The following is a 20179-nucleotide window of genomic DNA, read 5'->3' as shown; positions in this document are numbered from 1 at the left end:
GTCCAGACGATTTCATGCCATTGTCATGGTTTTTTGCGGCAGCCGGGCGCGCGCCATACGCGGGTCCTAGTCGCCGTCCTCGGAAGGCCTGAGATTGTCTTCCTCTTCCGTCACCGGAATGGCGTAGGAACCGGTGAGCCAGCGCTGCAGATCGACATTGCGGCAGCGCTCGGAGCAGAAGGGATAGCTCTTGCGTGTGGAGGGCCGGCCGCATTCGGGGCAGGGTCGCGCCGGGCGCAACGGCTCGACATTGCCTTTCTCGCCGATCGGGCCCTTCTCGCTCATTGGACGGCGCTCCGTTCCGGCTCCAGCCAGCCGGCATGAACGTCATAGCCTTCGCCGGTCAGAAGGTTAACCGTCTCGAGCAGCGGCAGGCCGACGACATTGCTGTAGGAGCCGACCAGCTTGGCGACGAATGCGCCGGCAAGGCCCTGGATGGCGTATCCGCCGGCCTTGTCGCGCCACTCCCCGGATGCCAGGTAGCTCTCCACTTCCATGCGCGACAGGCGCTTGAAGCGCACCCGCGTCTCAACCACCTTCTGGCGCAGGGCGTCATTGGGCGTGACGAGGCACACGCCGGTATAGACCCGGTGGGTGCGGCCGGAAAGCATGTAGAGCGCGCTGGAAGCCTCATTGACGAGTTCGGTCTTGTCGAGGACCCGCCGGCCCCTGGCGACGACCGTATCGGCGGACAGGATGAAGCGGTTCGGCCATTGCGGATCGCCCTTCAGCGCCTTGCGGGCCGCTTCCGCCTTCTCGCGCGACAGGCGCCGGGCCAGCGTACGCGGGTGTTCGGCCCTTCGGGGCGTCTCGTCGACATCGGTGGGCAGGAGATGATCGGGCTCGATGCCGGCCTGTCTGAGCAATTCGAGCCGGCGCGGCGAACCTGAGGCCAATATGAGCTTGTGCGGCAGGACCATCTAGACCATTTCACGGTTAGATTGATGCGGAAGCAGGCCGGACTTATTTGAACCGGTAGGTGATGCGGCCCTTGGTGAGGTCATAGGGCGTCATCTCGACGAGCACCTTGTCGCCGGCAAGCACGCGGATGCGGTTCTTGCGCATGCGGCCTGCGGTGTGGGCGATGATTTCATGCTCGTTTTCCAGTTTCACCCGGAACGTCGCGTTGGGCAGCAATTCGGTCACGACGCCCGGAAATTCGAGGACTTCTTCCTTAGCCATATAGTCAATGTCATCCTGTTACAGTGCGGGCGGCACCGCCGCCCCGGTTGCGCGGGAACCTACACAATCGCCTGCGGTTTGTGAACACAATTGCGCGCCCGTCCTTCAATTCTTGTGCCTATGGCGATTTTTCCGGCACGGTGCCGCCTAGAACTCGCGGCCGAAGCGCCTCTTGAGCATCATGTCGATGTGATCGCGCACGCTGCGATAGGCGGCGACGATCTGGTCGCGGGTGCCGGTGGCGACCGTGGGGTCGGGCGTCGGCCAGTAAACCGCCTCGACGGCGCTCGAACGGGTCATCTCGAGCGCCCGGTGATGGGCCTCCGGCGCAAGCGAAACGATGAGGTCGAAATAATCGTCTTCGAGCTCATCGAGGGTCTGGGGCTGGCGGCGGCCGAGATCGAGCCCCACCTCCTCCAGCACCGCATCGACAAAGGGATCGCGCTCGCCGGGGCGCACGCCGGCCGAGGCGATGAAGGTGCCGCGCGGCAGGTAGCGACGAGCGAGCAGTTCGGCCATCGGCGAGCGGATGGCGTTCATGCCGCACATGAAGAGGACGGAGGACGGGGCGCCGCCCGGTTTGTCCGCCGCAATGTCCGGATCGGCCACCAAGATCAGCCGCGCCAGTGCAGCACGCAGACCAGCGTGAACAGCCGGCGGGCGGTGTCGAAATCGATCGTGATCTTGCCGCCGAGGCGGTCCATCAGCGTCTGCGAGCCTTCATTGTGGATGCCGCGCCGGCCCATGTCGATCGCCTCGATCTGGCTCGGCGTCGAGGAACGGATGGCCTCGTAATAGCTTTCGCAGATCATGAAATAGTCCTTGACGATGCGCCGGAACGGCGTCAGCGACAGGATATGGGTGGCGACCTGCTCGTCTTTCTGGCTGGTGATGTGGAAGACGAGCTTGGAATCGACCAGCGACAGCTTGAGCTTGTAGGGCCCGCCGTCATGGCCGACCGGCTCGAAGCTGTTTTCCTCGATAAGATCGAAGATGGCGACGGCCCGCTCATGCTCGACATCGGGCGTCGAACGGCCGATGGATTCATCGAGCGTTACGTCCGAAAGCCTGAATGCGCCGGCATCAGCCATGGCAAAGCGTGCTCCTGAACCGCTCGCCGGCCTCCCGCCCGGACTTTGCGGCGCTGTCGGGTGCGCTTCCTCTCGCGCAGCCCGGCCAATTCCTACCTGTTCATCCGAATTGCAACAGAGCGGGCATGGGCGTCAAGGCCCTCGGCCTTCGCCAGTGCCACCGCCGCCGGCCCGAGTTTCGCGAGCTGATCGGCATCAAGCCGCAAAACCGAGCTGCGCTTGACATAATCGAGCACGGAAAGACCGGATGAAAAGCGCGCCGAACGGGCGGTCGGCAGGACATGATTGGAGCCGCCGACATAATCGCCGATCACCTCCGGCGTGTGGCGGCCGATGAAGATGGCGCCGGCATTGCGGACCAACGGCAACAGCGCGTCCGGATCGTCGACGGCAAGCTCCAGGTGCTCGGGCGCCAGGCGATTGACCAGCGGCATGGCGTCGGCGAAACCGGGAACGATGATCGTCGCGCCGTAGTCGCGCCAGCTCGCGCCGGCAATCCCGGCGCGGCTCAGCGTCTTGAGCTGGTTTTCCACCGCCGCTTCCACCGCATCGGCGAATTCGGCTCTGTCGGTGATCAGGATCGACTGGGCCGCCGCGTCATGCTCGGCCTGGGCAAGCAAATCGGCGGCAATCCAGTCGGCATTGTTGTTTTCATCGGCCAGCACCAGCACTTCGGACGGGCCGGCGATCATGTCGATGCCGACCGTGCCGAAGACCTGTTTCTTGGCGGCGGCGACATAGGCGTTGCCCGGCCCGACGATCTTGGCGACGGGCGCGATCGTTTCAGTGCCGAAAGCGAGCGCGGCGACGGCCTGCGCCCCACCGATGCGGTAGATTTCCGAGACGCCGGCGAGCTTCGCGGCGACCAGCACCAGCGGGTTGAGTTCCCCGTCCGGGCACGGCACGGCCATGACGATGCGCTCCACGCCGGCGACCTGCGCCGGCACGGCGTTCATCAGGACGGAGCTCGGATAGCTCGCAAGCCCGCCCGGCACATAAAGGCCGACCGCCTCGATGGCCGTCCAGCGCGAGCCGAGGCCGACGCCGAGCGCATCCTCGTAGAAATCGTCCTTCGGCATCTGCCGTGCATGATGGCTTTGAATGCGGTCATGGGCGAGCTTGAGCGCATCGAGCGTCTCGGCATCGACCTTGCCCATCGCGGCATCGATCTCGCCGGCGGTAACGGCAAGACCCGCCTGCCCCAAATCCAGCCGGTCGAATTTCTTCGTATAATCGATCAGCGCGGCATCGCCGCGCGCCTGCACGTCGGCGATGATTTCGGCAACCACGTCGGCGACATCCTGCGAGACCTCGCGCTTCATGGTAAGAAGCGCGTCGAAGGCGGCGTCAAAGCCGCTGTCTTCAAGGTTCAGTCTGCGGGCCAATCGATTTCTCCCGGTGCCGCGTTGGGTGGAAATGGCGGGTTTCAGACGTCGGAGAGCGGGTGCGCCGGGCGGAATTCGGTCTCCCAGGCGGCGCCCAGGTCGCTGAGCTGCGCCTCGACGCATTCGACATCGAACTCGATCGCCGCGTCGCCCGAAAAAATCAGCTCGATGCGGCCCGCCGGCTCGTCGTCGCCGGGCACGAAATTGACCGCCAGAAGCGACAGCACGGCATCGTCGTCGCTGCGTTTGAAGCCGCGCGAGCGCACGGAGCCGATACGGTTGAAATGCAGCGCGGTGCGGCGGCGCTCATAGCTGCGCTTGCGCTTGCCGCCGCTGTCTTCCCACACGAAACGGTTGCCGACCAGCGCGAATTGCCTGTCGCGGGCGCTGTAGTTCAGATCGGCGGTCTTGAACACCGCGTCCTGCATATAGGCTGAGATGATGGACAGGTCTTCCTTGTCCAGCGCCACGAGTTTCAACAGTTCCATGAACGGCCCTTCAGCTTTTCCTGCAAGGGTACATAGTCACTCAGTGGCGAAGGCGCAATTGCCTTGTTGGCCGGCCCGTCAGGAACTGAGGCGCTCGACGGTGGCGCCGCAGCGGGTCAGCTTTTCCTCAAGCCGCTCGAAGCCGCGGTCGAGATGGTAGACGCGGTTGACGACCGTCTCGCCTTCCGCCGCAAGGGCGGCGATCACCAGCGACACCGAGGCGCGCAGATCGGTGGCCATGACCTGCGCCCCCTTGAGCTGTTCGACGCCGCGCACGGTGGCCGTCTGGCCCGACAGGGCGATATCGGCGCCGAGGCGGGCGAGTTCCTGCACATGCATGAAGCGGTTCTCGAAGATCGTCTCGGTGATGTGCGAGGTGCCCTTGGCCCTGGTCATCAGCGCCATGAACTGCGCCTGCAGGTCCGTCGGAAAGCCGGGGAACGGGTCGGTGCTGACATCCACCGGCTCCAGGCCCGAACCGTTGCGGCGCACATGGATGCCGGAATTGGTCGGGTTGATCTCGGCGCCGGCGGCGCGCAGCGTGTCGAGCGCGCTTTCAAGCAGGCTGGCGCTGGTGTCCTCCAGCATGACATCGCCGCCGGCCATCGCCACGGCCATGGCGTAGGTGCCGGTCTCGATCCGGTCGGGCAGCACCCGGTGGCGGGCGCCCGAGAGCGAGCCGACGCCCTCGACGATGATCGTCTCGGAGCCGGCGCCGGAAATGCGCGCGCCCATGGCGTTGAGGCACTTGGCAAGGTTCTCGACCTCCGGCTCGCGCGCCGCGTTGCGGATCTCGACGGTGCCGTTGGCGAGCGTCGCCGCCATCATCAGCACATGGGTCGCGCCGACGGAGACCTTCGGAAATTCATAGCTGCCGCCCTGGATGCCCTTCGGCGCGCGGGCATTGACATAGCCGCCGTCGATATCGATCTCGACGCCGAGCGCCTTGAGGCCGTCGATGAAGAGGTCGACGGGCCGCGTGCCGATGGCGCAGCCGCCGGGCAGCGAGACGCGGGCCTCGCCCATGCGGGCGATCAGCGGGCCGATGACCCAGAAGCTGGCGCGCATCTTGGAGACAAGCTCATAGGGCGCGGTGGTATCGACGATATCGCGGGCTGTGAAATGGATGGTGCGCGAATAGCCGCGGTCCTGCGCCTGGCGGCGCCCGTTCACCGAATAGTCGACGCCGTGATTGCCGAGAATGCGGATGAGCTGCTCGACATCGGCCAGATGCGGCACGTTTTCGAGCGTCAGCGTATCGTCGGTGAGCAGCGATGCGATCATCAGCGGCAGCGCCGCGTTCTTGGCGCCGGAGATCGGGATGACGCCGTTGAGGCTCTCGCCGCCGACAATTCTGATACGATCCATGCACATCCCGGGCTTCAGCCCGCCTCTCTTTCTTCCCGACAGCCTTGCGCGGCTTTTAAGGCCGCTTTTCCCCTTCGGACGCGGGCAGCCCGGCCGCCTCGTCCATGGCGCCCTTGCGCCTTGCGCGGCTCTGGCCCTTGCGGCGCTGCAGATTGGCGCGCAGTTCCGCCGCCAGCCGCTCCTTGCGGGCGTCAGCCGGGGATTTGCGCGTCACGCTGTCGTCTGATTGTCCCATCGCCCCGACATACCCCATTCGCCGCACGCTGGCAAAGGGCAATTATAGGGCCAAAATCGGGCAATCGCGGGCTTTTGTGCCGCAATGGTTTACGCGAGGGTTTACGCCGGGGTTCGGGCCGGTGTTTACGAGCGCGGATGGGGACCATCGAAAAAACCTGCGCGGGCGGCCCGCATTGGTCCTTGCGTCGGGTGTGATCCTATGGCAATAGGCAGCCCGGTTCGCAAGCGAACCTGTCTTAGGCTGCCGTAGCTCAGGGGTAGAGCACTCCCTTGGTAAGGGAGAGGTCGAGAGTTCAAATCTCTCCGGCAGCACCAGTCAAAATCCATCGTTTGCAGTCAGATCCTGGTGCCCATTGGGTGGTGCGGGACGTTGGTCGTCATGGATTGATGATTTCTATTTCAAATGGTGGCGTGAACTTACCCATCCTACGGCAGTTACCACCGTCGTCCGATTTGACTTGCAGTTTCTCAGGAAGCCACACGAGTTCAAAATTGGCTTCTGGATCGCACAGCACGGTCGTTCGGGTAAATGTCGGATTTTCCGCTTGAAACCGCCTGAAGTGAACTGACTTCACCGTGATATAGTCGACGCCGGTCGATGACTCCTCCCGCACGTAAACGCAACGGTCAGAACCAGAATCGCATTCCTTTGAGATATTCACATAGGGGCGCCAAACAAAAAATAATTCCACTTGCCTGTAGGTCAGATCCAAGACCGATGCGGCCACCAAACCAACAACAAGACCTGCCGCAAATCGATACTTCATGGCCGCCGTTATTCCGATGCTCCAAAAAAGATGTTCGGACTGAGAACGCAAGCGAATCGTAAACGCCTAGGAAATACAAACAAGGATATTGGCAATTGCGGGGTAGTTACGGAGTTTGTTTGCAAATTTCCCGGGATAAGTGGCTGTAAGCCATGATCCGCCGACCTGGGAAGCGGAAGGGAAGCGGGAATTGAGTAAACTGTCACCGTAATCCGACAATTTTGTCTTCGCGCCACTAAAGAATGACTGCATTATGATCGCAGTTCCCTCAGTCTCCTTTTGCAGAACCGCCGCAATAAGGTTCCTGAGCTTGGCCTAAACACCTTTCGAGCTGATTTTCCAATCCAGCAACACCAATCGACCGGCCAACGCTTTCTCCTCGCGCCACCTGCTTTGGGCTCAAAGAAAGCCACAACCAGAACACAAAAAAGCAGGGCATGTTGTAACGCGTTTACCAACGCATGGAGAAATCTAATATACTCCACCGAATTGACATCGTGGACAAAAAGGGTCGCACCGAAAAACTGGCTTCACTCTGTGTTGGTGACCTAAACAATTTTGGCTACTGTCGGCGGCCGCTTCTTCGCTGCAGTCTATAGCCAAGCCACAAAAAAAACATCCCAGGCGCCAAGGTCAGAGCTATTGCAACGAAGTTGATTACGTTGAATGGATTCATAACTTCTTTCAATTGCGCGAACCCTTGAAAATACCAGATCGAACCCAGGCCGAACAAAACGAGTCCGATACCTGCGTACAAGAGAATGTACCCTATAATTTTGACCAACCGCGCCATAACCGAATAATTATCGGTTGCAAATTGACCTGTGTAAAGAAGGCACGGATGGACGCTTACTAAGCCTCTATTTGCTTGGCTTGCGACTCCACTTTCGGTCGCTAAAAGTTTGCCCGATTGCTTTTGTTTCATCGGCTCGGAGTTAAGGCAGTGTAAGCATCATCACCCTTGATCTTTGCAATTTTTGGTGGTTGCCTAACATCGAGAGGTGCAACCATGAAGGTTCGGCTGCTTTTTTGTCTTGCGATTGCGATTGTGCTCGCCGGATGCCAGACGCCATATCAGGAAGCTGGTTTCGAGGGCGGCGTAACGGCCGCTCCGATTACAAATGACACGTACCGTATTTCGGCGCGTGGAAATGGATACACCGCAAGTTCCACGATTCAGGACTACGCGTTGCTGAAAGCGGCGGAAACCACCCTCGAGCGTGGAGCCAACTATTTTGTCATATTGTCTGGCAGTGATGCGACCCAGCAATCTGTCGGATACACTCCAGGCTCTTCCAACACCACATTTATTGGAAATACCGCGTACACGACATACCAGCCAGGATATCAGTACGATATCGTCAAACCGGGCCAGGACTTGATCATTCAAGTGGTCAACGTTCCACCGGGCAAAGCACCACCTCCTGGAGCATTTCCGGCGCAGGAAGTATTTGACAATATCAATCCGCGCGTCGTCCGGCCCAATAGGTGATCTCCTGACACTGCAGGTCAATGGCGACCCATCCAGAATGCACCATTAAGTAGCGTCCACCCACTCCGCCTCCGCCTTCAAGGCGCGGTTGAAGGCCTGGTAACCGTCCAGAAACATTCTCGCCAGGCGGCCGCCCAAGGTCTCGTCTGCCTGGACATGGCGAAGCCGACCTTCTCTGAACTCCTAGTTTCCATAATCGTCCTCCCCGGATGGCTTCACGCATGCATGGGTGTGGAGCGCTCTGCGGTTCGAACCGTAATCTGCCCGAAGCGGTCGTTCATGCGCTGCGAGCGGAAGAGGTAGGCCGAGATGATGATGTAATAGACGCATTCCTGGGCGAAGTTCCGGTAACGGTCGGGGTTCTCCAGCATGTCGAAGGTCTGGACCGAGCACAATGTGGCGAGCGCGGTGAACATCACCAGCATCGCGACGGGCGTGTAACGCCAGCGCAGGAAATAGCCGGTGAGGAATGTCGCGCCGGAAGCGGTGATCAGGATCCAGTGGATCGTCTGCATGCCGATCGGAAAGGTTGCGTTCTGCAGCGGCATCAGCGGGGCCAGCCCGGTGAAATATTCCAGAAATCCGAGAAGCCCCCAGCCAAGCATGACGGTCGATATCAGAACGATCAGATATTCAAAGCCCTGCGAGAGCCGGTTCAAGAGATCAGGCATTGCATTTTCCTCCGTTTTGCGCGGGCTTCCGAGAAGCGGGCGAACATGCGGTCGATCAGATCGGGAAGGTCTTGCCGGTCATCTGTTCGGGGCCGGTTGGGCCGTAATCGTCCCCGGCCGCGTCCGCATTGGCGTGCAGAAGGCGCTCGGCCATGCCGATCGTGGTCTCGAATCCGATGCCGTTATCGGCCCTTGTGACGATGGCGGTTTTTCGGGTCCAGGTGGTCATGGAAAATCCCACAAAAGTGACAAATCATGTATGATTGTCAATCTTGACATTCATCCTGAAAATGTCAACATGTAACGCATGAAAAACCGCGACGCGCACATCATCGACGCGGCAGTCCGCCTGTTCCTCCGCTTCGGCGTGAAGCGGACGAGCATGAACGACATCGCCGAGGAAGCCGGCCTTTCGCGGCAGACCCTCTACAAGGCCTTTGCCAACAAGGGCGCGGTGTTGCAGGCGACGATCCGGTCGCTGGCCGACAAGGTCGTCCTGGATATCGAGGCCGGGCTTGAGAAGGCGGAGGGGCTGGGCGCGCGGCTCGACCTGATCTTCAAGCATATCGTGATCGTGCACTATGATTTCCTGCATTCCTCGCCCAATGCCGAGGACATCATCGCGGGGGTCAACGCCTCAAGCCAGGAGGAGCTGGAGGCGGCCGCCAGGCGGAACATCGCACTTATCGAAAGGGTCCTGGAGCCCTATTCCCGAGAGATCGGGGACAGCGGTCTCACCGTCCCGCAATATGCGGACTTCATCCAGCGCACCGCGACGGCGGCAAAACACGCCGCAAAAAGCAGAAAGCACCTGCTTGCCTTGCTGGCGGCCCTGCGCGTCTCGGTCCTCAAAGTGACCGGCGCCGGTTAGGCGGCCCTATTCCAAAGTCTTGAGATAGGCGATCAGATTGCTCGCCTGATCCGGATCGAAGCTGAATTGCGGCATGCTGGGATGGCCGGTGACAATGCCTTCGACCAGCGCTTCTTCAAGGGACTCGACGGGATAATTCTCGTGCAGTGTGCGGAACGGCGGGGCGATCGAGAGCGGGCTGGGGCCGACCTTGTCGATGGAATGACACCCGGCGCAATGGGTGGCGGCTATGGTGCGGCCGCGCTGCACATCGGGCGCGGTCTGTGCGAGCGATACGCCGGCGGTTGCAATCAGTGTCGCAGTTGCAAGAACGCAGTTCCTGATCATGTCAATCGAATCCCCCGTTGCAGGTACAAAATGCCACAAAACCGGTGCGCGATCCAAGCGCCGGAAACCCGATATTCGCAGATTAAGGTGACAGTTTGCCGATCCGCCGGTTCAGGCCGGCCGGTAAATTCGGCTTGCGCCGCACTGCCAGAGGCGGCACCTTGCCGGCGAACCATATCCAACCGCGCGCGCCAGCGGGAAGGACTGACAATGGCAAGGACCCCGTTCATCGCCCGCGCCCGCCTCGCGTCATCCCGGGCGAGACAAACATGACGCTCCGCGTGGCGAGCTTCACATCCATTCCACCGCGCTTCAAGGCGCTGGGCACGATCTGCCGTGAGCTCAAGAACCAGTCGGTCGGCTTCGATCATATCATCTTGAACATACCGACGTCCTACCGGCGCTTTCCCGAGTGGGGCGGGACGCTGCCGAATGTGCCGCGCGGCATCGAGGTCAATACCGGCTTTGACGACCTGGGCCCCGCCACAAAGGTCCTGCCGACCGCAAGGCTGTTCGCAAACGAGGATGCCCGCATATTTCACTGCGATGATGACAGGCACCTGCATGATGGCCATGTGGAACGGCTGTTCGACGGCCTCGAACATGCCCCGCACGCTGTTATCGCCGCGTCCACGCCGCCTGTTGCACAATTCGGGCTGGAATGGGTCTGCGCGCATCCGGAGCCGCATGCCCGGTTCAAATGGGGAGAACGCACAATCGCTTACCGCGCCGCGCGACTGATGGACATTGTGACCGCGCGAACACGCCGGGCCGACTATAAAAAGCCGTTCCGCACGCCCTTCTATACGCAAGGCTTTGGCGACATCGCGGAGGGGCTGGCCGGCGTCCTGTGTCATAGTTCGCATTTCGACGAGACGGCATTCTCCATACCGGACGAATGCTGGCATACGGATGACATCTGGCTTTCCGCGACCTATGCAAGACGCGGAATAACAGTCTGGAACCCCGGCAACATCTCATGGCCTGCCACATCCCGTTCGGACCGCCTGGCTCCGCTTCACAAACTGCGAACCGATGTGGGCAACCAGTTTGCGGCGCACTGCAAAGCCGTACGATATGTGTCGGAACGCTTCGGTATCTGGAGAAAATAGCCGGGTTCGGCTTTGCCGCCACGACCGGTCTCCCCGATCCGTTCGGGCCAGCGGGCCGGGCCGCCCTCATGCGGACATAAGCGCAAGCCATCCTGTACGCCAACAAAGCTTGCGCCGCGTCGCCGGAAGCTGCACCTTGAGCGCAAACTGCATCCAGCCGCGCGCAAACGAACCAGAAGGACTGACAATGGCAAAGATCCTGTTCATCGCCCGCGCCCTGCTTGCCGCTGCCATGCTATTGGCCGCCGCCGCACCCGGCCTTGCGCAATCGACCGTCTCGGCCGAGACGAAAGCCGAACTCGACGCCGCACAGACCGAACTGGACAAAGCCTTCGCGACATCCGATCCCGCCATGATCCGGGCGATGATGATGCCGGACCATGTCGCCGTCCTGCCCTATCTTCCGATCGAATCCAGTATCGATGAGGAGATCGTCAGCCTCGGGTCGGTCAATTATGCCTTCACGGGGCAGGCCAACCGGAAAATGTTCGCGCTTGCCGACGACGTTGTCCTGATCACACAGGAAAAATTCTACGACGGCACGGCCCACGGAAAGCCATTGCCCGCGAAAGTGCTCGTCTCTGCAATCTGGATGAAGCGCGACGGCAAATGGCTGCAGCGCTACTACCAGGAAACCGACGCCACGCTGCATAAATAGCTGGGCCGGCGCAGGCGTGGGCCTATTGAATTTCGAAAGAGGAGAGGCGGCTGTTGCCGTGACCGCATGAACCGCACATGACACCCATCCAGAGCTTTTCCCTGGTCCTTCTTGCCGGCCCTGTGGTCTACGCAATCCAGATGCTCATTTTCCTCTTCCGCTTCGGGCGCATTGACGCGGAGACGGTGCTGCAGGGGCTTATCTTCGTGCCAACGGGGTGGCTGATGGCGCTGCCGGTGGCATTCGTGCTCGGCCGCCTGCCGGCGCGTTCGCAACGATTGTGGCTGTGGGGGATTTCGGCGCTTGCCCTGCCGGTCTCGCTGGTCGGCATGATCATGGGCGGACTTCTGGGACCGCTCGGCATCATTGCCTATGGTGTCCTGCCCATGCTGGCGGCGGCGACCATCGGCTATATCCTCACCCGGCTGGTCGGCCGCGCCTGAATACCGTTCAGGGGCACTTTCCCGCAGCTTCGCTGCCCGGAAAGCCTTTATCCAGCGTTTCGATCGGGTCGACGACTGAACGGTGACGCAAGGACTGATCCTCATCGCCTGGTTCGGCAATCGCGACATCGCGTTGCCACAAGCCCTGGCGGGCAGTAAGACACTCTCCCAAAGCCCAACCGAAATGCCGCGGGACCATGCCAAAATCAGATTTCGATAGAGCGAATACGACCGTTTTTACCGTCATCAACAGGCAATACACACGAATTGCAGCCGCCTGGGCAACGAGCGTAAGATCGGCGAGCGGTATCGATCCGACAATTGTCTGTTCCGATCAGGAATCCCACACGTTCCTCAGCGACCGCGGATTCAGTTGCGACGGGGCGTATATGGCGTCCGAATACTCGTACTGGAAGAAAAGCGTCTGGCAAAACAGCGGTTTCAAGAGTGACAGCGCAACACACACGATCTCATTGAAGTTCCCGGCTGCACTCAAATACCTCAATCTTGGCCGAAACATCATCTTCAGCGATGCAGATGCCATTTGGCTGTCGGATCCGCTGCCGGAACTCAATCTTTGTGATTTCGACATTGCCTTTCAACCGGGATCGTTTCCCAGGGAAAGCAAGGAGGCCTGGGGTTTTTCGATATGCACCGGTTTCTTTGCTCTTCGCGCCGGGGAACCCGCCAGGCGCCTTTGCTCCGAAGCAGTGGAGAATTTTTCCGGCGACGACCAGATTTGCCTGAACGGGCTTTTGCTGAATCAATACGATGTGCGCTGGAATGAAAAACCCCAAGGATGGGAGCACTGTAATTTACACAATGGATGGCTGGCCCCCATCGGCGGATCTTGCCGCCATAGCGGGTTGCAACTTGCGGCATTGCCACATGCGAAATTCCAGCGTCACGGCACGACCCGAGCGTGCGTGAAGCATGCGGTCATCTGCCATCCGAACTCGCCAAAATCAGAAGCGAAGAAACTGAAGGTGTTCAAAGACCTGTCCATACCGCTCGACCTACCGAAAAGGCGCGGCCTGCTGGATGCGTTTCGCAATGCTCGCCTGCCAAGCGGATGAACCGGCGCATTGAGCGAATCCTGGTTGCCATCCGATCAGGAAAACCCGACCTACAACCGAACTGCCCCCAAAAATGGGACAAGACAAGACGCCTATTCCACTGCGGTTTCGCAATCGGGTCAACAAAGCCGCGTCGCAGGCATGCGGTTTCTTACGTGAAGCCGCACGCGGACATTGCGGCGGACATTTCCCGGTTTATCGTGTTGATCGTATGCTGGGATAGCGTGCCGCGGAATGAGCCGGCCTTTCCGCTTCCCATATGTTCCAGTTTCCGCTTGTCGCCGGTCTTCTGATATCGGGCCTTTGCGACAGCGAAGGATTGGTTCTTTACGGCCTCGTGGATCCGATCCTCCTGGAAGCCGATATCCAATTCGCACAGCACGCGTTTCAATTCGTTTTCCGTATCGGCGAGCAGGTCCTCATATTTTATATGGGGCATGTCCGCATTCAGATAACTCATGACATATTCGGACCATCCAATGGAATTCCAATCAAACGGAACCGCGTCCGGCAACATGCGATTGAGCATATTGGTCTCGCTGTATCGCGAATCCGAATAGAAATACCGCATTCCCGAGACCGCGACATCGCGCGGGTCGCGGACGATAAACACCAATTTCACATTCCCGGGCAGTCGGAGGCGCTGAAACACCTCGTATGGGTGATGGGACTTGAGAACCACTTTGTCAGCCGCTCTTCCCTGCCCTTCGACAGCCTCGTCCCTGGATCTGATGATGCCCGTATATCCCGCGACCGGACAATCGATCGCCTCGGCAATCAACCTGCAAAGCCAGGTGCTTCCTGACTTCGGGTATCCGGCAACGATAATGACCTCCGACGCGTTCAAACGCTCGATATGTGCCGGAATCTCTTTTTTCCAGCGCCTGGTCTTCAATCTGGCTTTAAATGATTTGATTGGAAATACGTTCAATTGAAACTCCTATGGGTGTGCGCCCCCAAAAAAGTTTTTCGTGCATACAACAAAATCACGAATATACAGAACCGTGAATATGTGAATTTCAATCAATATGTGCATTGTTTTCCACAATTAGCTGAAGCTGATTTTCGGAGAGTGAAGCGTTCCGCCCTGCCGTTTGCGTTCTTCCTCAGCCGCCAACCGGCGCGTTCGCAGCGATTTTGGCTGTCGGGACTGCGGCGCTCGCCCCGTTCGCCACGCTCACCAGCCGGGCCTGACCTCGGCTGGAACTAAAAAACGCGGCCAATGAAGCCGCGCCTTTGGTGTTCTGGAAGTCTCTGGGCCGATCCGGGGGCAAGGGCTCTCGTCCGCTTGTGGCGTTCAGCGGTTCTTTTTCATAAATCGCCCGTTTCCGATCCGGCGTTGCTGCGGTTTGCGCGGCTTCGGTCTTGTCTGGGTGTTGCGTGCAGGCCGGACACGCTGGTTCTTCTGAACACGTTTCGGAAACAAGCCCTTCATCAGAGCCTTGCCGGGATCAGGCCTGTTGACGGCCGGGCGCGGCTTGCGCTTGCCGATCTTGGTCTTGCGTCCACCAGCCTTGTTGCCCTTGATGACACGGCCGTTTTGCTTTCCGGCATTGGGCTTTCCGGCCGAACTGTCGGGCTTTTGCTGCTGGGCAAAACCGCCTGCCCCCGGCGACTGGCACTTCAGCGACAGGTTCTTCCAGCCGGCATGAAACCCGACCGGCTTGGTGATCAGATCCTCAACGCGGGCCTTGAGTACGGAATTCTTGGAAACGGAAATCCATTTCTCAAATTCCGCCTGATAGTTGCCGCCGCCGACCGACGTGGACCACACTTCGATCAGTTGACTCTGCATGGGCCCTTTTCCGACCTGTGTCCACAGTCGCAGCTTGACCGGGCCTTCCCGGTTGGTTTTCGCCCGCACCAGGACCTGGCCCTTCTTGCAGGTCAGGCCGATCGACGGCTTGGACACGGCATTGGAATAGGTCGACAGGAACAGTTTGAGGTCCGTCATCTTCAGCGGAAGTCTGACCTCGGCCGATTCAGGCGGCGGGGCGGCAGGCTCGCAATACACCTTGATCGCAACCTGGCCGTGGGCGACATGGTCCGGATTCTCGACCAGCCCTATCTCATTCTGAAAGTTCTTCTTGTAGAGCGCCTTGCCCGTATTGGCGCCCAATGTGAGCTGAATGAGCTGGTTGAAGCTCCTTTCCTTGGTCGGGCCATCGGCCTGCAGACCCTTGTTGCATTCATCGATGATGCGTTTTCCATGGTTATAAATGGCGCTTCCGTCAATCAAGGCACTCACGAGCTTCGTCGGATTGAATCCGAAGGTCTCCGACTTGACGAAATCCCTAGCGCTGGTGTCAGCCGCGTAGATCCGCGCAGAGCCGTCACAGGCGTGGCCACTGCATTTGCCAAGGAAGACCGCAACCTTGTCTACGTAACCCGGCCATTTGGTGTCGACCTTCATCTGACCTGCGAACTGGGCCGATCCCGATTTGATCTTGTTCCACGTCTTGCCGTCGGTCGAGATGACATGGACCGTCCCGGTCGCCATACCCTGTGTGCTGATCGACATATGCTTGATGCTTGCTATTCCGTCGGCAACCGCCGGTCCGCTCGGCGCGCCGATGCACAAGGCGGCAAGGCCGGCAATGGCGGCTGATTTTCGAATGGCCGGGGCCAGCAAGGCTCTCGAAATATCCAATGTTTCCGGGTTTTCCAGTTTCAGCATTTCATTTTCCTTCGCTTTCTCAAGGCACAGCCGGACCTGTGGCAGCGACCGAGGTCACCACCCCGCCCGGCTATGCGGGCTTGCACTTTCAAATGTAACCTGTTAAACAGGTGTCATCAAAATAAGCAACTCGAACAGGAATGCAATAGGTCCCATGAAAAGAACCTCATTTGAGTTCACGGCAGGCTGCCTTTCACTGAACCTTGTCGACACGATCGCCAACCGTGCGTCTGACCCGCACGATCTGCTCGACACGCCCGATGCGCTGGGCCGGTGGATCGTGGCCGCAGGCCTCTCGGACAGCCCGATATCAGATGTTTCGGAAAAGGAACTGATGGAGGCCAAAGCGCTGCGCGAAGCCATCTTCGAAAGCGCGACCTCAATCATTTCAGAGCAAAGCCCGGAACCGGACGATATCGACCTGATCAACCGTCTCGCGGCAAACACCGATCCCCGACCACAATGGGTCGATGGGGAGGTCCGGCACGTGGTAAGGGATCCGGTCGATGCCGCGCTTGCAGCGACAGCCGCAGACGCGGTGCTTTGCCTGAGCAAACCGGCCTCCATCCGGATCCGCCGCTGCATCGAATGCCAGATGCTGTTTCAGGATAATTCCAGACCCCAGAACCGCCGCTGGTGCTCTTCCTCATCGGGATGCGGCAACCGCGCCAAGGTCCGGCGCCACCGGGCCGCCAAAGCACAAGAGGCGAACCATGGCTGACAAAAGGGTGTGTTTCGATTTCGAGATCGAATTCTCGAACGGCGGCGGCATCCAGGGCCAGGGCTTTCGTCTCGATATTGCCGGTGATGACATCACGGACGAAGCGCTGTCCGCCGAGATTATCCGCAATCTCGGCCTTCTCATGGTGGGTGAGATCAGGATCCTCGACAAGAAAATCATCGAGGAACAGCACAAGGGCGCCGGGCAAATTAACGCTGGCGCGGATACCGGAACACAAAAGCTGATCGACCTCAGTCACACCATTATTGACGGGATGATGACCTACAAGGGTCTTCCCGCGCCGCTGATCTGCGACCATCTTTCATTCGCCGGCTCGAGGGAGCATTACGCGGAAGGAACGCAGTTCCAGATCGGGAAGATCGAGATGGTCGCCAATACCGGCACCTATCTGGACACGCCCTACCACCGATACAGCAACGGGCATGACCTGGAAGATCTTGTTCTCGACAGAATTTCCGGCGTTCCCGGCCTTGTGGTCAGGGTTGCCGGCAATGACGGGAGTGCCATCGACTGGCCGATCTTCGCCGCAGCCGATGTGCGCGGCAAGGCGGTGCTGGTTGACACCGGCTGGAGCCGTCACTGGGGCACCGACCACTATTTTGAAAACCATCCGTTTCTCACCGAGGCGGCAGCAGTTTACCTTCGCGATAATGGCGCGACGGTCGTTGGAATTGATTCCCTCAACATCGACGACACCTCCGGTGGCACCCGCCCGGTCCACTCAACACTGCTGGCCGGCGAAATCCCTATTGTCGAGCATCTTTGCAATCTGGACCAGGTGCCGGTCGAAGGTTTCGAGTTCTTCGCGGTTCCGCCAAAGATCCAGGGCATGGGAACATTTCCGGTGCGTGCGCATGTCAGACTGCTGGACCAGAGCACATAATTTCAGCCGTTCTGGCTGTTGCTGCTTTTGGCGCCGCGCCGGCGGGCGATCAGCGGCAGCAGCGCAATCAGCAGAAGACCGGCGGCAAGCGCAAGCAGGCCGTAGTCGAGGAACGCCGTCTGGCTGATCGTCTCTTTGCCGGCCAGACCGGTTCCGTCGGGCACTGTCGCAAGTTGCGCCAGGAGACCGCTGCTGTAATTGCCGAGTGCGTGGACCATGAACCACATGCCCATGGCAAAGCCCATCAACTCCTTCGTTGCCAGCCGGCTGACCATGGAAAGTCCGATCGGTTCGACCAACAGCTCCGCAACGCTGAACAGCAAAAAGAAGGCCACCAGCCAAAGAGGCGATATCAAGCCGCCCGCGCCCGGCGGCGCCAGCGCCAGCGCGCAATAGGCCGCGCCGAGCAGCACAAGCCCGATGGCAAAGCGGGCGCTGTCGGACGGCGATATACCGCGCGATGTGAGCCGGAACCACAGAACCGACATCAGCGGCGCGCCGGCGATGATGACCAGCGAATTGAGCGACAGGAAGGCGCTTGCCGGGACATCCATCCCAAAGACGGTCCGGTCGACGGCCTGTCCGATGAAGAGCAGGATCGTATCGGCATCCTGGTTGTAGACAGCCCAGAAGATGACGCCGAATGCAAAGAGCATCAGCATGACGAACCCGCGCCGTCGGCTTTCTGCTTCCAGGCGCAGGACGGTGAACAGAAAGTAGCCGAAAGCGGCAACGCAGATGACGGCGATGATTTCGCCGGCGGCGAAGGCATGAAAAAGAAGCTGGTTGCCGATCATGACCACCGCGATTGTGCCGGCGGCAAGCCATAAAAGGTTCGGAAGCCCGGCAAAATCGGTCCGTATCAGCGGACGTCCGGCGGGCGCTGCTCCCGCCCCGCCAAACAGGCGATTGCCCGCCAGCAAAGCGGCAAAGGCCAGCAGCTTGCCGAGCCCGGCAATCAGGAATGCCGTATGGTAGCCGAATTCGCGCGACAACAGCCCTGCCCCCAACGCCGCCGCACCGCCGCCGATATTGATACCCATGTACAGAAGCGTATAGCCGCTGTCGCGCCGCGGATCGTCCTTGTCGTAAAGCAGACCCAGAAGGCTGGAGACGCCTGGCTTGTAGTAGCCATTTCCGACGAGCAGCGCGGCAAGGCCGATAAAGGCGGCCGCTTTCACGCCGGTGGCAAGGAGCAAGGAGCCGCAGGCCATGATGGCAAGGCCCGCCAGCGTTGCCGCGCGGAAGCCGAGCAGACGGTCGGCGATGATGCCGCCGGCGAAGGTCGTCGAATAGATCAGCGCCGTATAGGTGCCGTAGAGCAGCGACGCCTCGACCTCCGAGAAGCCGACGTTGCCGATCGCATAAGGAACGAGCAGGAAGATCGCCGTGTAGAAACCGTAGCGCTCGCACAGCTCGACAAGGAAGAGGAGATAAAAGCCTTTCGGCTGGGATTTCATGGCGGCGGGGCTCTTCAACAGCGGTATGTTGTGAGGAAGCACTCAATCTTCCGGCAGGTGCAGCCGGGACTTATGGAAGTTCTCCGGGCTGTGGTGACCATTTAGCTTATGCGCCGGCGTGGCGCCAAATCCAACTGCGACCAGCGCAGCATTTATGCCACGGTTGACCCGGGCGATCGGGATCACACTTTCAACCTCTGCTTGATTCTGATGATTTTGCACCAAATACGATGTAGAGTGATTCGTATAGATCAAAAGTGATTCAGATAGACTAGCGGATTTGAACGGTTCAATACGATGTCCAGAAAAACATTCCTCTCCCTTCCGATATTTTGCTTTTTGACGTTTCCCGCAGGCTTCGTTGCGAATGCGCAGGAGGCCGCGCCTGCACAACAGCCGGCAGCCAAAGGCCTGCTGACCTCCGGCGTGGCCGATTTCTGGCTTGGATATGTCTTCATGGACCCAGATTTGGGCAGCACTCAAGACTTGCCACCCGATACATGGCGCGGCGGCGGCCAGGCGCTGGTCAACATACCGATCGGCGACCAGTTTTCCGCGCAGTTGGACCTGTCGGGAGAGTTTGATTTCGACAACGCCACCAACCCGGCAACAGACGATTATGCCGGCCAGATCCTGGGCGGCGCGCATCTGAGCTACCGCGACCCGAACGCCTTTCTGCTTGGCGGATTCGCCGCTGTCGGCGAAGCGTTCGTTGACGAGCCGGGTGTCGTATCGGACAAGCACGAAACCGGCTGGATGGTTGGCGGTGAAGGGCAATATTATCTCGGCAACACGACCTTCTACGGCCAGGCGGGGTATTTCGACACCGACGGCAACGATTCGGAAACGCTTGTCGACGCCTGGTTCGCACGCGGCGTCATCCGGCATTTTTTCACCCCCAACGCGATGCTGTCCGGTGAAGTCACCTACGGCCAGGGAACGAACAATGTCGGCACACCGGAAGATATAGCCTTCGCCGGCTGGGAAGTGCTTTACAAGCGGCAGATCGATTCCACCCATTTTGCCTGGTTCGCCAGCTATGACGGCCACTATGTCAAAGTCAACAAAAACACGGTTGGCTCAAATGACGACCGTCTGTACGAGCACGCCTTCAAGGTCGGCCTGAGCTTCAAGTTCGGCGCGAACACGCTGCTCGAACAGGATCGCTACGGGGCAACGCTCGATCTTCCGGCCGATCCGCTTCGTGCAGCCGGCTATACGGTTGACGTGATCGACTGATTGTCACCTA

Annotated in this window: 27 protein-coding genes and 1 tRNA gene; 11 read left to right on the top strand and 17 right to left on the bottom strand. The window is 59.8% G+C overall.

The features are described 5' to 3' along the window. Positions 1 to 66: 66 nt before the first annotated feature. From yacG to OOZ53_RS19000, 9 genes are all read right to left on the bottom strand, one after another. Positions 67 to 285 carry a DNA gyrase inhibitor YacG gene (gene yacG, locus OOZ53_RS19040; protein WP_271091301.1) on the bottom strand — a complete coding sequence of 73 codons (219 nt, stop codon included), beginning with the start codon at positions 283 to 285 and terminating at the stop codon, positions 67 to 69. Continuing rightward, a complete protein-coding gene (locus OOZ53_RS19035) occupies positions 282 to 920 on the bottom strand; it encodes a Maf-like protein (protein ID WP_271091300.1) in 639 nt (212 codons plus the stop codon). Before OOZ53_RS19035 ends, yacG begins: the two co-directional genes overlap by 4 nt. Positions 921 to 963: 43 nt before the next feature. Then, positions 964 to 1182: a translation initiation factor IF-1 gene (gene infA / locus OOZ53_RS19030; protein ID WP_004435948.1), complete on the bottom strand. Its 219-nt coding sequence runs from the start codon at positions 1180 to 1182 to the stop codon at positions 964 to 966. A gap of 147 nt (positions 1183 to 1329) precedes the next feature. Next, entirely contained in the window at positions 1330 to 1731 is a 402-nt protein-coding gene (locus tag OOZ53_RS19025) for an arsenate-mycothiol transferase ArsC (protein WP_271091402.1), read from the bottom strand. A 65-nt stretch (positions 1732 to 1796) separates the two neighbouring features. Next, positions 1797 to 2273: a UPF0262 family protein gene (locus tag OOZ53_RS19020; protein WP_271091288.1), complete on the bottom strand. Its 477-nt coding sequence runs from the start codon at positions 2271 to 2273 to the stop codon at positions 1797 to 1799. Between the two features lie 92 nt (positions 2274 to 2365). After that, positions 2366 to 3658, bottom strand: coding sequence for a histidinol dehydrogenase (gene hisD, locus OOZ53_RS19015; protein WP_271091287.1), 1293 nt, complete (start codon positions 3656 to 3658; stop codon positions 2366 to 2368). A gap of 41 nt (positions 3659 to 3699) precedes the next feature. Then, on the bottom strand, positions 3700 to 4146 hold the full coding sequence (locus OOZ53_RS19010) for a DUF2948 family protein (RefSeq protein ID WP_271091286.1): 447 nt from the start codon (positions 4144 to 4146) through the stop codon (positions 3700 to 3702). A gap of 78 nt (positions 4147 to 4224) precedes the next feature. Next, positions 4225 to 5514 (bottom strand): UDP-N-acetylglucosamine 1-carboxyvinyltransferase, encoded by a 1290-nt coding sequence (gene murA, locus OOZ53_RS19005; protein WP_271091285.1) that lies wholly within the window; start codon positions 5512 to 5514, stop codon positions 4225 to 4227. A gap of 55 nt (positions 5515 to 5569) precedes the next feature. After that, entirely contained in the window at positions 5570 to 5749 is a 180-nt protein-coding gene (locus tag OOZ53_RS19000) for a hypothetical protein (protein ID WP_271091284.1), read from the bottom strand. Positions 5750 to 5991: 242 nt separating this feature from the next. Here OOZ53_RS19000 and OOZ53_RS18995 point away from each other — a divergent pair. After that, a tRNA-Thr gene (locus OOZ53_RS18995) sits at positions 5992 to 6066 on the top strand. A 62-nt stretch (positions 6067 to 6128) separates the two neighbouring features. Here OOZ53_RS18995 and OOZ53_RS18990 read toward each other — a convergent pair. Further along, positions 6129 to 6518, bottom strand: a complete 390-nt coding sequence (locus OOZ53_RS18990) for a hypothetical protein (protein ID WP_271091283.1) — start codon at positions 6516 to 6518, stop codon at positions 6129 to 6131. A gap of 1009 nt (positions 6519 to 7527) precedes the next feature. On the opposite strand from OOZ53_RS18990, the gene OOZ53_RS18985 reads away from it, so the two are divergent. Then, complete coding sequence (locus OOZ53_RS18985; protein WP_271091282.1) at positions 7528 to 8010, top strand: CC0125/CC1285 family lipoprotein; 483 nt, start codon at positions 7528 to 7530, stop codon at positions 8008 to 8010. A 215-nt stretch (positions 8011 to 8225) separates the two neighbouring features. Here the strand turns inward: OOZ53_RS18985 and OOZ53_RS18980 are convergent, their stop codons facing one another. Beyond that, positions 8226 to 8681 carry a hypothetical protein gene (locus OOZ53_RS18980; RefSeq protein WP_271091281.1) on the bottom strand — a complete coding sequence of 152 codons (456 nt, stop codon included), beginning with the start codon at positions 8679 to 8681 and terminating at the stop codon, positions 8226 to 8228. A gap of 55 nt (positions 8682 to 8736) precedes the next feature. Next, positions 8737 to 8910: a hypothetical protein gene (locus OOZ53_RS18975; RefSeq protein WP_271091280.1), complete on the bottom strand. Its 174-nt coding sequence runs from the start codon at positions 8908 to 8910 to the stop codon at positions 8737 to 8739. Between the two features lie 78 nt (positions 8911 to 8988). Between OOZ53_RS18975 and OOZ53_RS18970 the strand changes: the two genes are divergently transcribed. Continuing rightward, complete coding sequence (locus OOZ53_RS18970; protein ID WP_271091279.1) at positions 8989 to 9552, top strand: TetR/AcrR family transcriptional regulator; 564 nt, start codon at positions 8989 to 8991, stop codon at positions 9550 to 9552. Positions 9553 to 9558: 6 nt separating this feature from the next. Here the strand turns inward: OOZ53_RS18970 and OOZ53_RS18965 are convergent, their stop codons facing one another. Next, positions 9559 to 9879: a c-type cytochrome gene (locus OOZ53_RS18965; protein WP_271091278.1), complete on the bottom strand. Its 321-nt coding sequence runs from the start codon at positions 9877 to 9879 to the stop codon at positions 9559 to 9561. 269 nt (positions 9880 to 10148) lie between these two features. On the opposite strand from OOZ53_RS18965, the gene OOZ53_RS18960 reads away from it, so the two are divergent. The 4 genes from OOZ53_RS18960 (at position 10149) to OOZ53_RS18945 (ending at position 13168) form a co-directional block, all read left to right on the top strand. Further along, complete coding sequence (locus OOZ53_RS18960) at positions 10149 to 10991, top strand: hypothetical protein (protein WP_271091277.1); 843 nt, start codon at positions 10149 to 10151, stop codon at positions 10989 to 10991. 187 nt (positions 10992 to 11178) lie between these two features. Continuing rightward, on the top strand, positions 11179 to 11649 hold the full coding sequence (locus tag OOZ53_RS18955; protein ID WP_271091276.1) for a nuclear transport factor 2 family protein: 471 nt from the start codon (positions 11179 to 11181) through the stop codon (positions 11647 to 11649). A 77-nt stretch (positions 11650 to 11726) separates the two neighbouring features. Continuing rightward, positions 11727 to 12092, top strand: a complete 366-nt coding sequence (locus OOZ53_RS18950; protein WP_271091275.1) for a hypothetical protein — start codon at positions 11727 to 11729, stop codon at positions 12090 to 12092. A 197-nt stretch (positions 12093 to 12289) separates the two neighbouring features. Then, positions 12290 to 13168, top strand: a complete 879-nt coding sequence (locus OOZ53_RS18945) for a putative nucleotide-diphospho-sugar transferase (RefSeq protein WP_271091274.1) — start codon at positions 12290 to 12292, stop codon at positions 13166 to 13168. Between the two features lie 151 nt (positions 13169 to 13319). Here the strand turns inward: OOZ53_RS18945 and OOZ53_RS18940 are convergent, their stop codons facing one another. After that, positions 13320 to 13949 carry a sulfotransferase domain-containing protein gene (locus OOZ53_RS18940; RefSeq protein WP_333780604.1) on the bottom strand — a complete coding sequence of 210 codons (630 nt, stop codon included), beginning with the start codon at positions 13947 to 13949 and terminating at the stop codon, positions 13320 to 13322. Between OOZ53_RS18940 and OOZ53_RS18935 the strand changes: the two genes are divergently transcribed. Then, on the top strand, positions 13903 to 14103 hold the full coding sequence (locus OOZ53_RS18935; protein WP_271091410.1) for a hypothetical protein: 201 nt from the start codon (positions 13903 to 13905) through the stop codon (positions 14101 to 14103). The two genes, OOZ53_RS18940 and OOZ53_RS18935, sit on opposite strands and share 47 nt — an antisense overlap. 362 nt (positions 14104 to 14465) lie before the next feature. Here OOZ53_RS18935 and OOZ53_RS18930 read toward each other — a convergent pair whose 3' ends face one another. Further along, positions 14466 to 15845, bottom strand: a complete 1380-nt coding sequence (locus OOZ53_RS18930; protein ID WP_271091273.1) for a hypothetical protein — start codon at positions 15843 to 15845, stop codon at positions 14466 to 14468. A gap of 154 nt (positions 15846 to 15999) precedes the next feature. Here OOZ53_RS18930 and OOZ53_RS18925 point away from each other — a divergent pair, with 154 nt between their 5' ends. After that, positions 16000 to 16566, top strand: a complete 567-nt coding sequence (locus tag OOZ53_RS18925) for a CGNR zinc finger domain-containing protein (RefSeq protein ID WP_271091272.1) — start codon at positions 16000 to 16002, stop codon at positions 16564 to 16566. After that, positions 16559 to 17470: a cyclase family protein gene (locus OOZ53_RS18920; protein ID WP_271091271.1), complete on the top strand. Its 912-nt coding sequence runs from the start codon at positions 16559 to 16561 to the stop codon at positions 17468 to 17470. The genes OOZ53_RS18925 and OOZ53_RS18920 overlap by 8 nt, the downstream gene beginning before the upstream one ends. 2 nt (positions 17471 to 17472) lie before the next feature. On the opposite strand, the gene OOZ53_RS18915 is transcribed toward OOZ53_RS18920, so the two are convergent. Then, entirely contained in the window at positions 17473 to 18972 is a 1500-nt protein-coding gene (locus tag OOZ53_RS18915; protein ID WP_271091270.1) for a peptide MFS transporter, read from the bottom strand. After that, positions 18973 to 19413, bottom strand: a complete 441-nt coding sequence (locus OOZ53_RS18910; protein WP_271091269.1) for a hypothetical protein — start codon at positions 19411 to 19413, stop codon at positions 18973 to 18975. It abuts the gene before it with no gap. On the opposite strand from OOZ53_RS18910, the gene OOZ53_RS18905 reads away from it, so the two are divergent. Next, a complete protein-coding gene (locus OOZ53_RS18905; RefSeq protein ID WP_271091268.1) occupies positions 19387 to 20169 on the top strand; it encodes a hypothetical protein in 783 nt (260 codons plus the stop codon). The genes OOZ53_RS18910 and OOZ53_RS18905 overlap by 27 nt on opposite strands. The last annotated feature ends 10 nt before the right edge of the window (positions 20170 to 20179 follow it).

The organism is Allohoeflea poritis (assembly GCF_027889715.1).
Taxonomy (GTDB): Bacteria; Pseudomonadota; Alphaproteobacteria; order Rhizobiales; family Rhizobiaceae; genus Hoeflea_A; species Hoeflea_A poritis.
This window is presented reverse-complemented; position numbering and strand designations above follow the sequence as displayed.